Below are 14,480 nucleotides of genomic sequence, written 5' to 3' on the forward strand. Positions count from 1 at the left end.
GCCGTCGTGGCATCTAGAAGACGGACTCCGTCTCGTCCATGCGGTCCTTGGGCACCGTCTTCAGCTCGGTCACGGCCTCCGCGAGCGGGACCATCACGATGTCGGTGCCGCGCAGCGCGGTCATGTGGCCGAACTCGCCGCGGTGCGCCGCCTCCACCGCGTGCCAGCCGAAGCGGGTGGCGAGGACGCGGTCGTAGGCGGTGGGCACGCCGCCGCGCTGGACGTGGCCGAGGATGACCGGCTTGGCCTCCTTGCCGAGCCGCTTCTCCAGCTCGTACGCCAGGGCCGTGCCGATGCCCTGGAAGCGCTCGTGGCCGTACTTGTCGATCGCGCCCTTGCCGTAGTCCATGGTGCCGACGGCGGGGTGGGCGCCCTCGGCGACGCAGATCACGGCGAACTTCTTGCCGCGGGCGAAGCGCTCCTCGACCATCTTGACCAGGTCGGCGGGGTCGAAGGGGCGCTCGGGCAGGCAGATGCCGTGGGCGCCGGCGGCCATGCCGGACTCCAGGGCGATCCAGCCCGCGTGCCGGCCCATGACCTCGACCACCATCACGCGCTGGTGGGACTCGGCGGTGGTCTTCAGCCGGTCCATCGCCTCGGTGGCCACGCCGACGGCAGTGTCGAAGCCGAACGTGCGGTCGGTGGAGGAGATGTCGTTGTCGATCGTCTTCGGCACGCCCACCACGGGCAGGCCGGCGTCCGACAGCATGCGCGCAGCGGTCAGCGTGCCCTCGCCGCCGATCGGGATCAGCGCGTCGATGCCGAACCGGTGGATCATGTCGGAGGCGTTCTCGCAGGCCTCACGGAGCCGGTCGCGCTCCAACCGGGAGGAGCCGAGGATGGTGCCGCCGAGGGCCAGGATGCCGCCCACCGCGTTGAGGTCCAGCTCGCGGTAGCGGCCGTCGAGCAGGCCCGCGTAGCCGTCCTCGAAGCCGATGACCTCGTCACCGTACGTCGTGACCGCTCGGTGCACGACCGACCGGATCACCGCGTTCAGTCCCGGACAGTCTCCGCCTGCCGTGAGAACTCCGATACGCATCGCGCTGTGTCTCCTGCCCACTGTTGATACCGGTGATCCTGTCCGATTGTTTCACGTCCCCGAGGCCACTACGCCTTGACGGGCGCCTTATCTATAGGCGGGGGTATTGTCAAGAGGGTTCCGCTCCCCCCGGCGGGCGTTTTTTTGCCTACACGAGTGACACATCCACGCATCCCGGACGACCTCGACGAAGACGACGACCCTGATGAAACGGAGAGCCCGCGTGACCCGCAGCGTGTACGTGACTGGCATCGACCGCGGCGACGGCCGCCAGGTCGTCGAGCTGGGAGTCATGGAGCTGCTGACCCGGCAGGTCGACCGGGTGGGCGTCTTCCGCCCGCTCGTCCACGACGGTCCGGACCGCCTCTTCGAACTGCTGCGCGCCCGCTACCGGCTGGCCCAGGACCCGGCGACCGTCTACGGCATGGACTACCACGAGGCGTCCACCCTCCAGGCCGAGCAGGGCACCGACGAGCTGGTGTCCGTCCTCGTCGACCGCTTCCACCGGGTGGCCCGCGACTACGACGTGGTCCTCGTCCTCGGTACCGACTTCGCCGACACCCAGCTACCGGACGAGCTGTCCCTGAACGCCCGGCTGGCCAACGAGTTCGGCGCCTCCGTGCTCCCCGTCGTGGGCGGCCGCAGGCAGACTGCGGAGTCCGTGCTCGCCGAGACCCGCAACGCCTACCGGGCCTACGACGGCCTCGGCTGCGACGTCCTGGCCATGGTCACCAACCGCGTGGCCCGTGATGACCGCGACGAGATAGCCGGGCGGCTGGCCGGCCGGCTGCCCGTGCCCTGCTGGGTGGTGCCCGACGAGCCCGCCCTGTCCGCCCCGACCGTCGCGCAGATCACCCACGCCCTGGACGGCAAGGTCCTGCTGGGCGACGACTCGGGGCTGGCCCGGGACGCGCTCGACTTCGTCTTCGGCGGGGCCATGCTGCCCAACCTCCTCAAGGCCCTGACCCCGGGCTGCCTGGTCGTCACCCCCGGCGACCGCGCCGACCTGGTCGTGGGCTCGCTCGCCGCGCACAGCGCCGGCACCCCGCCGATCGCCGGCGTACTTCTCACGCTGAACGAGGAGCCGGTCGAGGAGATCCTCACCCTCGCCGCCCGGCTCGCCCCGGGCACGCCGGTCGTCTCGGTCACCGGCAACAGCTTCCCCACGGCCGAGCGGCTGTTCTCCCTGGAGGGCAAGCTGAACGCGGCCACCCCGCGCAAGGCCGAGACCGCGCTCGGCCTGTTCGAGCGGTACGTCGACACCTCCGACCTCAGCAAGCGCGTCTCCGCGCCCAGCAGCGACCGGGTCACCCCGATGATGTTCGAGCACAAGCTGCTCGAACAGGCCCGCTCCGACAAGCGGCGGGTGGTGCTGCCGGAGGGCACCGAGGAGCGCGTGCTGCACGCCGCGGAGGTGCTGCTGCGCCGCGGCGTGTGCGACCTGACCCTGCTCGGGCCGGAGGACGCCATCCGCAAGAAGGCCGCCGACCTCGGTATCGACCTCGGCGACACGCAGCTGATCGACCCGGCCGTCTCCGAACTGCGCGACGCCTTCGCCGAGCGGTACGCCCGGCTGCGCGCCCACAAGGGCGTCACGGTCGAGCTGGCGTACGACGTGGTGTCCGACGTGAACTACTTCGGCACGCTGATGGTCCAGGAGGGGCTGGCCGACGGCATGGTGTCGGGCTCCGTGCACTCCACGGCCGCGACCATCCGGCCCGCGTTCGAGATCATCAAGACCAAGCCGGAGGCCTCCATCGTGTCCTCCGTGTTCTTCATGTGCCTGGCCGACAAGGTGCTCGTCTACGGCGACTGCGCGGTCAACCCCGACCCGGACGCCGAGCAGCTCGCCGACATCGCCGTCCAGTCGGCGGCCACCGCCGCGCAGTTCGGCGTGGAGCCGCGGATCGCGATGCTGTCGTACTCCACCGGCACGTCCGGCGTCGGCGCCGACGTGGACAAGGTGCGCGAGGCCACCGAGCTGGTGCGGCTGCGCCGCCCGGACCTCAGGATCGAGGGGCCGATCCAGTACGACGCGGCCGTGGAGCCGTCGGTGGCCGCAACCAAGCTGCCGGACTCGGAGGTCGCCGGGCAGGCCAGCGTGCTGATCTTCCCGGACCTGAACACCGGCAACAACACCTACAAGGCAGTGCAGCGCTCGGCCCGCGCGATCGCGGTCGGCCCGGTCCTGCAGGGCCTGCGCAAGCCGGTCAACGACCTGTCCCGCGGCGCCCTGGTGCAGGACATCGTCAACACCGTGGCGATCACCGCGATCCAGGCCCAGGCCCAGACACCCGCCGCGCCCACGAAGCCCGCCAACTGACGCCCACACAGAGAGCTTTCGAACACCGTGAACGCGACCCGCGTCCTCGTCCTCAACTCCGGCTCCTCCTCGGTGAAGTACCAGCTGCTCGACATGCGGGACGCGTCCCGGCTCGCCGTCGGCCTGGTCGAGCGCATCGGCGAGCAGACCTCCCGGCTCAAGCACACCTGCCTCTCCTCCGGCGACACACGGGAGCAGAACGGTCCCATCGCCGACCACGACGCCGCCCTGAAGGCCGTCGCCGAGGAGCTGGCCAAGGACGGGAGCGGCCTGGACTCCCCGGAGCTGGCAGCGATCGGGCACCGGGTGGTGCACGGCGGCATGTTCTTCACCGAGCCGACCGTCATCGACGACGCCGTGCTCACCGAGATCGAACGGCTGATCCCGGTGGCGCCGCTGCACAACCCGGCCAACCTCACCGGTATCCGCACCGCCATGGCGCTGCGCCCCGACCTGCCCCAGGTCGCCGTCTTCGACACGGCCTTCCACACCACCATGCCGGAGTCCGCGGCGCGCTACGCCATCGAGACGAAGCTCGCGGACCGGTACCGGGTGCGGCGCTACGGCTTCCACGGCACCTCGCACGCCTACGTCTCCCGCGAGACCGCCAGGCTGCTGGGCCGGGCGCCCGAGGACGTCAACGTGATCGTGCTGCACCTGGGCAACGGTGCGTCCGCCACGGCGGTCCGGGGCGGGAAGTGCGTGGACACCTCCATGGGGCTCACCCCGCTGGAGGGGCTGGTGATGGGCACGCGTTCCGGTGATCTGGACCCGGCCGTCATCTTCCATTTGCAGCGGGTTGGCGGAATGTCCATGGACGAGATCGACACTCTTCTCAACAAGAGGAGCGGCCTGTTCGGTCTGTGCGGCGACAACGACATGCGCGAGATTCGCCGCCGGATGGACGAGGGCGACGAGCAGGCGCGGCTCGCCTTCGACATCTACATCCACCGGCTGAAAAAGTACATCGGCGCCTATTACGCGGTACTCGGCACGGTGGACGCGGTCGCCTTCACCGCCGGGGTCGGCGAGAACGCGGATTTCGTGCGGGCCGCCGCCCTCGCGGGTCTGGAGGGGCTGGGTCTCGCGGTGGACGGCGCGCGGAACGCCGTGCGCGGCGGTGAGGCCCGGCTGATCTCACCGGACGGCGCGCGGGTCGCCGTGGCCGTGGTCCCGACGGACGAGGAAATGGAGATCGCCAGCCAGACCTACGCACTGGTCGGAAAGGACAGCCGCGGCAACTGAATTCGACTCGACCGGCACTCGCCTGAGCGCGGACCCGCCCATTTGTATTTTCCGCCAGCCGGAATATTCCGCAGCGAAACAAACCGATAGGATCGCCCCATGCGCCGTTCGAAAATCGTCTGTACTCTCGGCCCCGCGGTCGACTCCCACGAGCAGCTCGTCGCGCTGATCGAAGCCGGCATGAATGTGGCCCGCTTCAACTTCAGCCACGGCACGCACTCCGAACACCAGGGGCGGTACGACCGCGTCCGGGCCGCGTCCAAGGAGACCGGCCGGGCCATCGCCGTCCTGGCCGACCTGCAGGGCCCGAAGATCCGTCTGGAGACCTTCGCCGAGGGCCCCGTCGAGCTGGAGCGGGGTGACGAGTTCACCATCACCACCGAGGACGTCCCGGGCGACAAGCAGATCTGCGGCACCACGTACAAGGGACTGCCGGGCGACGTCTCGCGCGGCGACCAGATCCTGATCAACGACGGCAACGTCGAGCTCAAGGTCCTGGACGTCGAGGGCCCGCGGGTGAAGACGATCGTCATCGAGGGCGGCGTGGTCTCCGACCACAAGGGCATCAACCTGCCCGGCGCGGCCGTGAACGTGCCCGCGCTGTCCGAGAAGGACGTCGAGGACCTGCGCTTCGCGCTGCGCATGGGCTGCGACATGGTCGCCCTGTCCTTCGTCCGGGACGCCAAGGACGTCGCCGACGTCCACCGGGTCATGGACGAGGAGGGCCGTCGCGTCCCGGTCATCGCCAAGGTGGAGAAGCCGCAGGCGGTGGAGAACATGGAGGACGTCGTGATGGCGTTCGACGGTGTGATGGTGGCCCGCGGCGACCTGGCCGTCGAGTATCCGCTCGAGAAGGTCCCGATGGTGCAGAAGCGCCTGATCGAGATGTGCCGGCGCAACGCCAAGCCGGTGATCGTCGCGACCCAGATGATGGAGTCGATGATCACCAACTCCCGCCCGACCCGCGCCGAGGCCTCCGACGTGGCCAACGCGATCCTGGACGGTGCCGACGCGGTGATGCTGTCGGCCGAGTCCAGCGTGGGCGCGTACCCGATCGAGACGGTCAAGACGATGTCGAAGATCGTCCAGGCGGCCGAGGAGGAGCTGCTGTCCAAGGGCCTGCAGCCGCTGGTCCCGGGCAAGAAGCCGCGCACGCAGGGCGGTTCGGTGGCCCGTGCCGCCGCCGAGATCGCCGACTTCCTCGGCGGCAAGGGCCTGGTGGCCTTCACGCAGTCCGGTGACACGGCCCGCCGGCTCTCGCGCTACCGCGCGGCCCAGCCGATCCTGGCGTTCACCACGGACGAGTCCACCCGCAACCAGCTGGCGCTCAGCTGGGGCGTGGAGCCGCACGTCGTGCCGTTCGTCGACAGCACCGACGCGATGGTCGACCTGGTCGACCAGGAACTCGTCAAGCTCAAGCGCTTCAACGAGGGCGACATCGTGATCATCACCGCCGGCTCCCCGCCCGGCGTCCCGGGCACCACCAACATGGTCCGCGTCCACCACCTGGGCGGCGGCGAGCGCGACTGACCCCACGGACGGTCGTTCGGCGCCGAGGGCGCCCCCCGCCTTTCGGCGGGGGGCGCCCTCGGCTGTGGTGCGGCTCCCGGACGGGTTTTCTGCGACCGCTCAGTCGGTCGTGTACACGTGCATCCCGGGCACGTGCAGGTTGCCGCCGAACTGGGCCGCCTGGACCACCTTCACGTTGGTGAAGTAGATCAGGGGGATGTTCAGCGGGGGCGGGCTGTCCGGGCTGAAGGTGACGGGCACCAGACCGAGCAGGTTGCCGGAGATGCTCTCGGTGTACATCACCGTCTCGCCACCGCGGATCGTGGACGTCGAGCCCTTGGACGCCTGTACGTGGTAGGTCTTCCCGGCCTGCTTGTCCTGCACCGTCTGGTGCAGGTCCCCGATGTCCGTGCCGTTCGAGATGACGTACTTCAGGACCTTCTTCACGGTGCCGTTGGCGGTCTTGACCTCGACGACGCCCTGGTAGTCGGCGCCCTTCAGCAGCAGCGAACTGGCGTTCAGGTACCACGGGTCGTCCGCCAGGGGCACCGTGTTGTCGATTCCGCCCTGGGCGTCGGTGGCCACCGGGCAGTTCGAGGGGTCCGTGGTGGAACCCGCGGACGTGCTCGGCGAGGCGGTGGCCGCGCCGACGGTGTCCTTGACCGTCCCGGTGACGTCGCCGGCCGCCTTGGACACCGTGTCGGTGGTGTTCTTCACGGTGTCCTCGGCCGTGCCGGTCACCTTCTGGGTGGTGTCCTTGACGGTGCCGGTGACCTTGTCGGTGGTGTCCTTGACCGTGTCGGACACGCTCGTGCCGGAGCCGTCCTTGGTCGCGCTCGCCGAGGGCGTGGCGGAGGCGGACGGCGTGGCCGTGGGCTCGGACGTCGAGCCGGAGCCCGACTTCCCGCCGGACAGGACGTTTCCGAGCGTGTCGCCGAGCGCGCCCAGCAGGCCGCCGCCGGAGCCCGTGGTCGCCGACGGGGCCGGCGTGGCCGTGTCGCCGCCTGCGGAGCCCGGGGCGGTGGCGGACGTCTTGGGCGCGGCCTGGTCGTCGGAACCTGAATCCGACGAAGAGGAGGTACCCGAAGGGGACTTGTCCGCCTTCCCGGTGCTGTCGGCGGAGGCGGACGCCGACGGGGTCGGTTCCGCCGAGCCGTCCTTGCCGTCGCCGGCGGTCTTTCCGTCCGTGCTGCCCTTGCCGTCCGTGGCGGAGTCGGCGGCGCCGTCGGAGGGCGACGGCGTGGGCGAGGCCGAGGACTTGTCCTTGGCGCCGTCCAGTGCCGCGACACAGTCCTTGTACTCGTCGGCGGTCAGGGTCTTGGACGGAGACGGCGTGGACGAGTTGTTGTCGGCGAGCGCGAGCGAGGACGTGAAGCCCATCCCCATGAGCACGGCCGTCGGCATCGCCACCGTGGCGATCGCCTTGCCGGCGGGCATGTGGAACCTGGTGAACAGCGGCTTCTTGGGTGCCGCGTGGCGCGGCCCGGTTCTCACACGGGACTCGTCCACATCAGCCCCGTGGGTCACCTCGTCAGCCGGCACTGTGCCTCCCGTTCGCCCCGTTGGCCGGGCTCGTTCCTGACAGGTCGTTCGCCTCGCCGTTCGTCCCGCCCCCTGCCGTGCCGGTCTCCTCGCCGCCCTCCGGCGAGGGCGGCGCGCCCGGCGCCCACGCCACGGCCATCGCACCGCCGATGAGCGCGAGCAGGAAGCCGACGACGAAGCCGCCGAAGTTCGACACCGGGAGGGACACCAGCGCCAGCAGGATCGCCGCGACACCCGCGAAGGTCCGGATGTGCTTCTGGAACCAGAGGCTGATGCCCAGGACGACGAGCAGCACGCCGATGATCAGGGAACCGGCACCCGCGGTGGTGGCCATCGCCAGGGTCAGGTGACCGAGCTGGAGGTGGGCGTACGGGAAGTACATGATCGGAAAGCCGGCGATCAGGACGAACAGACCGGCCCAGAACGGTCGGGTGCCCCGCCAGGCGCGGAACTGCAGCCTCCGGCGGGTGAACTGGCCGGTCACGGCAGGAGTTTCGGCGCTCATGGAAAACAGCTCCCTGGTGCGGCGTTGCTGTGGTGAGGGTGGTGGTGCTTGTGGGGGGTGTGTGAAGGAGCGGATGAAGGTGGAACGGGCGGGGGCGCCATCGGCTCCCCCGCCCGTCACCGAGCGCCTAGTAGCACTCGTGCGTACCCGTCTTCAGTGACATCTTCAGGCCGCTGAGCTTGAAGGTTCCGGCGGTGGTCGCCCACGCCGTCTGCTTCACTCCGGTGAGCGTGGCCGAGTCAGCCTGCTGGGCGAACCCGTAGGGGTTGGCCTGCTCGCCGTTGCCCTTCATGCCCGGACCCTTGTTGGCGTCCTTGGCGGCCACACCGATGTCGATGTTGTTGAAGGTGGCATCGGCGTTGAGGTCGGCGACGTCGATGTAGAGGTTGTCGGCCTCGACCGGCTTGTCACCTCCGCCCGCCTTCAGGACCAGGCTCACCGAGCCCAGCAGCGGGATGTCCGGCGTGACGACGGACTGGCACATGTTGTTGATCGAGGCCTTCTTGAACGAAGAGACCGCGACCGGGTGAGCCGTCTTCTGGCCGTCGAGGGTGTACCCCGTGTCGAGCGCGCCGTACTGCGCGAACCCCGTGCCGACCAGCTTGTCGGCCGTCACCTTGAACGACTGGCCGGAGACACTGAACGACGCGGCGAGAGCACCCTGCGCCAGGGCCACGCCTATCGCCGCCGTGGCGGCCACGCTGGGCACCATGACCACGGCGAACCGCTTCCATCTGGTCCCGCCACGCACCTGGGACTCCATATTTCCTCCTTCTCGGACGTACATCTCCTGGCCTCGGCTCGCCCCCGGAGCGGCGGCTTGAGCCGGGCAGGGATGGGAGAAGTGCTACGTCCTCGGGAAGGAGAGCGCCCGCGCTCGTCAGGCGCGAACCGCGCCCGAATCACCGGCGATCACCCCCGAGCGACAACCACTGGTCGCGCCTGACACGCATCACGCACAACCCTGCTGGACAGGCTTCGCCGCAACGACGAAGACCCCCCTGTCCAAGAGCCGGCGCCACTGCCGCCGGCTCTGCTCGGTGGGGACCCAGACACCCCGTGACCCGACCGGATGTCGGGGTACGGGAATGGACCGAGCGTCGCCGATCGTGGTGCATTCTCGCCGCCCGCACAAGGGGGTTCGTTACTGGCTAGTAACGGCGGGATAACCGCGCAACGACACACCGGCTTCGAACGGCGACACTGGGTGGTAACAAGGGCCGGAACAAAACTGTTGATGACTGGACGGAAGCGGGCAGAACAACGCCCTGGTCTTACTCGCAGTAACAGCGGCCGCGTTTACCAAGTTTTGGTAAAGCACGGCCGCCGTGACAGCTCGTCAGCAAATCTTTCACCCGGGCATCACATGCCCCGGCGTTTAGCAACTGGTCAGCAGACCGGCTCTCATGCGGCTCAGAACAGCGCCCGCGCGAGCGCCCGACGCGCCCCCGTCACCCGGGGATCCTCGGCGCCGACCACCTCGAAGAGCTCCAGCAGCCTGAGTCGTGCCGCGTCCCGGTCCTCCCCGGCGGTGCGCCGCACGGTCTCGATCAGCCGGCCGAAGGCGTCCTCCACGTGCCCGCCGACCAGGTCCAGGTCGGCGGCGGCGATCTGCGCGGCCACGTCGGCCGGCTTCTCCGCCGCCTCCTGGCGCACCTTCTGGGGATCCAGGCTCTGCACCCGCTGGAGCAACTCGGCCTGCCCCAGCCCGAGTTTCGCCTCGGGGTGGGCCGGGTCGTCGGCCAGTACGTTCCGGTACGCCTGGATGGCGCCGCCCAGGTCGCCGGCGTCCAGGGCCTGCGCGGCGGCGTTCAGAAGGGCGTCGTACGGGCCGGCCTGGGGCTGCGGGGCCGCCTCGGCGCCCGGCTGGGCGTCGGGGTCGACGGTCAGGCCGGTCAGGCCGAAGCGCTGCTCGGCGACCTCCACCAGCTGGTCCAGCGTCTGCCTGATCTGTGCCTCGCCCGCGGCCCCCTGGAACAGGGGCAGGGCCTGACCGGCGACCACCGCGAAGACCGCGGGGATTCCCTGGACCCCGAACTGCTGCATCAGCAGCTGGTTGGCGTCCACGTCGATCTTGGCGAGGAGGAAGCGCCCGTTGTACTCGACGGCCAGCCGCTCGAGGACCGGGCTCAACTGCTTGCAGGGCTGGCACCACTCGGCCCAGAAGTCGATGACGACCGGGACCTCGGCGGAGCGCTGCAGGATGTCGCGTTCGAAGGTGGCCTCGTCGACGTCGATGACGAGATCGGCCGGGGAGACGGCACCTGTGCCGCCCTCCCGGGCCGCTTGGGCGCGCGCCTGCTCCGCCTTCGCCTTGGCCTCCTGGGCCGCCTTCACCGCGGCGAGGTCGACGACTCCGCTCATGGACATGTTCCGTGGCTGCATGCGTCTATCCTCCCCCGATCCGCGTGCCTGAGTGAAAACGGCTGTGAAAGCCGGTTCTGCCGGGCGCCCGGTCCCCACCGGGCGCCGGTCCGCCGACGGTGCGTGGTGCCGCCGTGCGGTCCTGCTGTGGCGTGCTGCTGTGTGGTCGTCGCTCGGGCGCGGGCTGCCGCCCACGCTTTCGCTACGACCCGTAGCGTAATGGCACGGAGTGCCTCGGCGAAACCACACCCCGGTGATCTCCCTCACCACCGCACACGAACCACAGGTTTTGGTCCGGTTATGGTCATGGGATGCAGAGCCGCACCCCGCCCGCCCGCGCCGGCCGCCCGCGCAGCGCCGCCGCGGACGCGGCGATCCTGGCCGCCACCCGCGCGGCCCTGGTGGAGCTCGGCTGGTCCAAGCTCACCCTGGGAGACGTGGCCACCCGGGCCGGGGTTGCGAAGACCACGCTGTACCGCCGCTGGGCGGGCAAGAACGAACTGGTCGTGGACGCGGTGGCGGAGCTCTTCGACGAACTCCGGCTGCCCGACCGGGGCAGCCTCGCCGCCGACATCGAGGGCGTGGTCCTGCAGTTCGCGGCGATCCTGGCCCGCCCGGAGGCCAGGAGCGGGCTGATGGCCGTCGTCGCCGAGTCCACCCGCGACGACGCGCTGCGGGCGCGTATCCGCACCTCGATCGTGGAGCGTCAGAAACGGCTGGTTCTGGAGGGCCGGGCGCGCGCCCAGGCCCGCGGCGAACTCCCCCTGGAGCCGGACCGGGAGGAGGCCTCCCGCACCGCCGACCTGATCTTCGACATGGTCGCGGGCGCGGTCGTCCACCGCACCCTGGTCAGCGCGCAACCGGCGGACGAGGACTGGGTGCGGGGTTTCACAGCGGTGTTGCTGCTCGGGTTGACCGACTCGGCCCGTCCGGGGGTCCCTCCCTCCTCGAGGAGCTTGGGGAAGCTCGGAGGCGAGGCCGTTCAGGCCGAAGCGGGGGCCCTGGGGCGCGGCCCCCGGGGACGGGAAGGGTAGGGGCGTCAGGGGCGAGACCCTCCGGCGCCCGCACCACCCTCCGGCGCCTCAGAACCCGGCCGGCTCGGTGTACACCCCCCACTCGTCCCGCAGCACCCCGCAGATCTCACCGAGCGTCGCCTCGGCGCGCACCGCCTGAAGCATCGGCTCGATCATGTTGGCCCCGGAACGCGCGGCTGCCAGCATGGCGTCCAGCGCCGAGCGCACGGCGGTCTCGTCCCGCGCCGCCTTCCGGCCGGAGAGCACCCGCACCTGCTCCCGTTCCACCTCGTGGCTCACCCGCAGGATCTCCAGGTCCCCGGTGACGGACCCGGTGTGCACGTTGACGCCGACGACCTTCTTGTCGCCCTTCTCCAGCGCCTGCTGGTACCGGAACGCCGACTCGGCGATCTCACCCGTGAACCAGCCGTCCTCGATGCCCCGCAGGATGCCGGAGGTGATCGGCCCGATCGGGTGCTGTCCGTCGGGGTGGGCGCGCAGGCCCCGCTCCTTGATCTGCTCGAAGATCTTCTCGGCGTCCGCCTCGATCCGGTCCGTCAGCTGCTCGACGTACCACGAACCGCCCAGCGGGTCGGCGACGTTGGCGACGCCGGTCTCCTCCATCAGCACCTGCTGCGTGCGCAGCGCGATCTCCGCCGCCTGCTCGGAGGGGAGTGCCAGGGTCTCGTCCAGGGCGTTGGTGTGCAGGGAGTTGGTGCCGCCGAGGACCGCCGCCAGGGCCTCCACCGCCGTGCGCACGACGTTGTTGTACGGCTGCTGGGCGGTCAGCGAGACACCGGCGGTCTGCGTGTGGAACCGCAGCCACTGGGCCTTCTCCGACTTCGCGCCGTAGACGTCCCGCATCCAGCGCGCCCAGATGCGGCGCGCCGCGCGGAACTTGGCGATCTCCTCGAAGAAGTCGACGTGCGCGTCGAAGAAGAAGGACAGGCCGGGCGCGAAGACGTCCACGTCCAGGCCGCGGCTGAGGCCCAGCTCGACGTAGCCGAAGCCGTCCGCGAGGGTGTACGCCAGCTCCTGCGCGGCCGTGGCCCCGGCCTCGCGGATGTGGTAGCCGGAGACCGACAGGGGCTTGTAGGCGGGGATGCGCGAGGCGCAGTGCTCCATCAGGTCGCCGATGAGGCGCAGGTGCGGCTCGGGCTGGAAGAGCCACTCCTTCTGGGCGATGTACTCCTTGAAGATGTCCGTCTGGAGCGTGCCGTTGAGGACGGAGGTGTCCACGCCCTGCCGCTCGGCGGCGACCAGGTACATGCAGAAGACGGGGACGGCCGGCCCGCTGATCGTCATCGAGGTGGTGACGTCACCGAGCGGGATGTCCTTGAACAGGACCTCCATGTCGGCGGCGGAGTCGATGGCCACCCCGCAGTGGCCGACCTCGCCCAGCGAGCGCGGGTCGTCGGAGTCGCGGCCCATGAGCGTGGGCATGTCGAAGGCGACCGAGAGCCCGCCTCCGCCGTTGCGGAGGATCATCTTGTAGCGCTCGTTGGTCTGCTCGGCGTTGCCGAACCCGGCGAACTGCCGGATGGTCCAGGTCCGCCCTCGGTAGCCGGTCGGATACAGCCCGCGCGTGAAGGGGTACTCACCGGGCCAGCCGATCCGCTCGAAGCCTTCGTAGTCGTCCCCGGGCCGGGGTCCGTACACCGGCTCCACGGGGTCGCCGGAGAGCGTGGTGAAGTCCGCGTCGCGCTTGCGGGCGGCGTCGTACCGGGCCTGCCAGCGACGGCGGCCCTCTTCGATGGCGTGAGCGTCCATGCTTTCAATTTACTAGGACGTCCTAGTAACTGTCGACGGCTGACCGCCGTACGCGGGTGTGACGTACGGCGGTGCGGTTACGCCTCGGCGACCGCGGGCGCACCGTCGGCGGCCGTGGCCTCGAGCTCGCGGCTGACCCTGCGCTCCACGAAGAAGGCGGCGGTCGGGATGGTCCCGGCCAGCAGCACCCACAGCTGCTTGGCGACCGGCCACTTCGCCTTGGAGCCCAGGTCGAAGGCGAAGATCAGGTAGATGACGTACAGCCATCCGTGCGCGATGCCGATGACGGTGGTGAACTTGGCGGCGCCGTCGATCTGGAGGCCGTACTTGGCGATCACGCCGAGGGTCAGCAGGACCAGCAGCACGCCGGTGACGTAGGCCATGACGCGGTAGCGGGTCAGCACGCTCTTCTTCATGGAGTCGAGCGTAACCGCCCGTTCCGGGAGATCTTGTCCCGGGTCGCCCCCGGCTCCCCCAGCACGTCCGGGGCGTGTGTCGGGCCTCACGGGAGGCGTGAGTCGGGCCTTGCCGAAGGGCGCGTGCCGGTCCTCGCCGAAAGTCTTGCGTCAGTCCTCGTCGAAGTCGTTCGCGGCGATGCGCAGCGGGCGCAGCATCGCGAAGATCTCCGCGCACTCCTCGGCGTCGTAGGCGCTCAGGCCGAAGTCCATCGCCATCAGGTCGCGGGTGGCCGACTCGACCACCTCGCGGCCCTTGTCGGTGATGACGGCGAGGGTGCCTCGGCCGTCGTTGGGGTTGGGGCGCTTGGCCACCAGGCCCGACCTGACCAGGCGGTCGACGGTGTTCGTCACGGACGTGGGATGCACCATGAGCCGCTCACCGATCTTGGACATCGGCAGCTCGCCGGCCTTGGAGAAGGTGAGCAGCACCAGGGCCTCGTACCGCGCGAACGTCAGTCCGTACGGCTTGACCACCGCGTCGACCTCGGCCAGCAGGATCTGGTGCGCACGCATGATGGAGGTGATCGCCGCCATGGACGGCACGCTTCCCCAACGCTGCTTCCAGAGCTCGTCGGCGCGGGCGATGGGGTCGAACGGGAGACTGAGGGGCTTGGGCACGTCACCAGACCCTACCCGTCGGTCATATCGTGGTCAGCCCCGTCTCGCCTTTCGGTCCCGGGGAGGATCGCGACGGGGGCGTGCGGGGTGGGAG

The 14,480-nt window shown here is 70.0% G+C and carries 12 protein-coding genes; 4 read left to right on the forward strand and 8 right to left on the reverse strand.

Translation table 11 applies throughout. The features are described from left to right. Positions 1-13: 13 nt before the first annotated feature. Positions 14-1,039 carry an ATP-dependent 6-phosphofructokinase gene (locus BZY54_RS19270; protein ID WP_086726424.1) on the reverse strand — a complete coding sequence of 342 codons (1,026 nt, stop codon included), beginning with the start codon at positions 1,037-1,039 and terminating at the stop codon, positions 14-16. Between the two features lie 223 nt (positions 1,040-1,262). Here BZY54_RS19270 and pta point away from each other — a divergent pair, with 223 nt between their 5' ends. From pta to pyk, 3 genes are all read left to right on the forward strand, one after another. Continuing rightward, positions 1,263-3,362, forward strand: a complete 2,100-nt coding sequence (gene pta, locus BZY54_RS19275) for a phosphate acetyltransferase (protein WP_086726425.1) — start codon at positions 1,263-1,265, stop codon at positions 3,360-3,362. A gap of 27 nt (positions 3,363-3,389) precedes the next feature. After that, entirely contained in the window at positions 3,390-4,607 is a 1,218-nt protein-coding gene (locus tag BZY54_RS19280) for an acetate kinase (RefSeq protein ID WP_086726426.1), read from the forward strand. Between the two features lie 99 nt (positions 4,608-4,706). Then, positions 4,707-6,137: a pyruvate kinase gene (gene pyk, locus BZY54_RS19285; protein WP_086726427.1), complete on the forward strand. Its 1,431-nt coding sequence runs from the start codon at positions 4,707-4,709 to the stop codon at positions 6,135-6,137. A gap of 99 nt (positions 6,138-6,236) precedes the next feature. Here the strand turns inward: pyk and BZY54_RS19290 are convergent, their stop codons facing one another. The 4 genes from BZY54_RS19290 to BZY54_RS19310 all read right to left on the reverse strand — a co-directional run bounded on the left by BZY54_RS19290 (position 6,237) and on the right by BZY54_RS19310 (position 10,548). Then, positions 6,237-7,658, reverse strand: coding sequence for a hypothetical protein (locus BZY54_RS19290; RefSeq protein WP_086726428.1), 1,422 nt, complete (start codon positions 7,656-7,658; stop codon positions 6,237-6,239). Further along, entirely contained in the window at positions 7,648-8,163 is a 516-nt protein-coding gene (locus BZY54_RS19295) for a DUF6114 domain-containing protein (protein WP_086726429.1), read from the reverse strand. Before BZY54_RS19295 ends, BZY54_RS19290 begins: the two co-directional genes overlap by 11 nt. Positions 8,164-8,290: 127 nt before the next feature. Further along, positions 8,291-8,926, reverse strand: coding sequence for a DUF6230 family protein (locus BZY54_RS19300; RefSeq protein ID WP_086726430.1), 636 nt, complete (start codon positions 8,924-8,926; stop codon positions 8,291-8,293). A gap of 650 nt (positions 8,927-9,576) precedes the next feature. Next, positions 9,577-10,548, reverse strand: coding sequence for a tetratricopeptide repeat protein (locus tag BZY54_RS19310; protein WP_086726431.1), 972 nt, complete (start codon positions 10,546-10,548; stop codon positions 9,577-9,579). A 290-nt stretch (positions 10,549-10,838) separates the two neighbouring features. Between BZY54_RS19310 and BZY54_RS19315 the strand changes: the two genes are divergently transcribed. Continuing rightward, positions 10,839-11,561, forward strand: coding sequence for a TetR/AcrR family transcriptional regulator (locus BZY54_RS19315; protein WP_244217231.1), 723 nt, complete (start codon positions 10,839-10,841; stop codon positions 11,559-11,561). A gap of 48 nt (positions 11,562-11,609) precedes the next feature. On the opposite strand, the gene icmA is transcribed toward BZY54_RS19315, so the two are convergent. The 3 genes from icmA to BZY54_RS19330 form a co-directional block, all read right to left on the reverse strand. Continuing rightward, on the reverse strand, positions 11,610-13,310 hold the full coding sequence (gene icmA / locus BZY54_RS19320; protein ID WP_086726432.1) for a coenzyme B12-dependent isobutyryl-CoA mutase large subunit: 1,701 nt from the start codon (positions 13,308-13,310) through the stop codon (positions 11,610-11,612). Between the two features lie 77 nt (positions 13,311-13,387). Beyond that, entirely contained in the window at positions 13,388-13,726 is a 339-nt protein-coding gene (locus BZY54_RS19325) for a DUF3817 domain-containing protein (RefSeq protein ID WP_086726433.1), read from the reverse strand. Between the two features lie 150 nt (positions 13,727-13,876). Next, on the reverse strand, positions 13,877-14,386 hold the full coding sequence (locus BZY54_RS19330) for a MarR family winged helix-turn-helix transcriptional regulator (RefSeq protein WP_086726434.1): 510 nt from the start codon (positions 14,384-14,386) through the stop codon (positions 13,877-13,879). Positions 14,387-14,480 lie beyond the last annotated feature (94 nt).

The sequence above is a fragment of the Streptomyces carpinensis genome (assembly GCF_002154505.1).
Classification (GTDB): domain Bacteria; phylum Actinomycetota; class Actinomycetes; order Streptomycetales; family Streptomycetaceae; genus Streptomyces; species Streptomyces carpinensis.

Coding starts and splice junctions, on each gene's coding strand:
- icmA (WP_086726432.1), bottom strand. CDS start 13,310: ATGGACGCTCACGCCATCGAAGAGGGCCGCCGTCGCTGGCAGGCCCGG.
- BZY54_RS19310 (WP_086726431.1), bottom strand. CDS start 10,548: ATGCAGCCACGGAACATGTCCATGAGCGGAGTCGTCGACCTCGCCGCG.
- BZY54_RS19325 (WP_086726433.1), bottom strand. CDS start 13,726: ATGAAGAAGAGCGTGCTGACCCGCTACCGCGTCATGGCCTACGTCACC.
- pyk (WP_086726427.1), top strand. CDS start 4,707: ATGCGCCGTTCGAAAATCGTCTGTACTCTCGGCCCCGCGGTCGACTCC.
- BZY54_RS19315 (WP_244217231.1), top strand. CDS start 10,839: ATGCAGAGCCGCACCCCGCCCGCCCGCGCCGGCCGCCCGCGCAGCGCC.
- BZY54_RS19295 (WP_086726429.1), bottom strand. CDS start 8,163: ATGAGCGCCGAAACTCCTGCCGTGACCGGCCAGTTCACCCGCCGGAGG.
- BZY54_RS19270 (WP_086726424.1), bottom strand. CDS start 1,039: ATGCGTATCGGAGTTCTCACGGCAGGCGGAGACTGTCCGGGACTGAAC.
- BZY54_RS19300 (WP_086726430.1), bottom strand. CDS start 8,926: ATGGAGTCCCAGGTGCGTGGCGGGACCAGATGGAAGCGGTTCGCCGTG.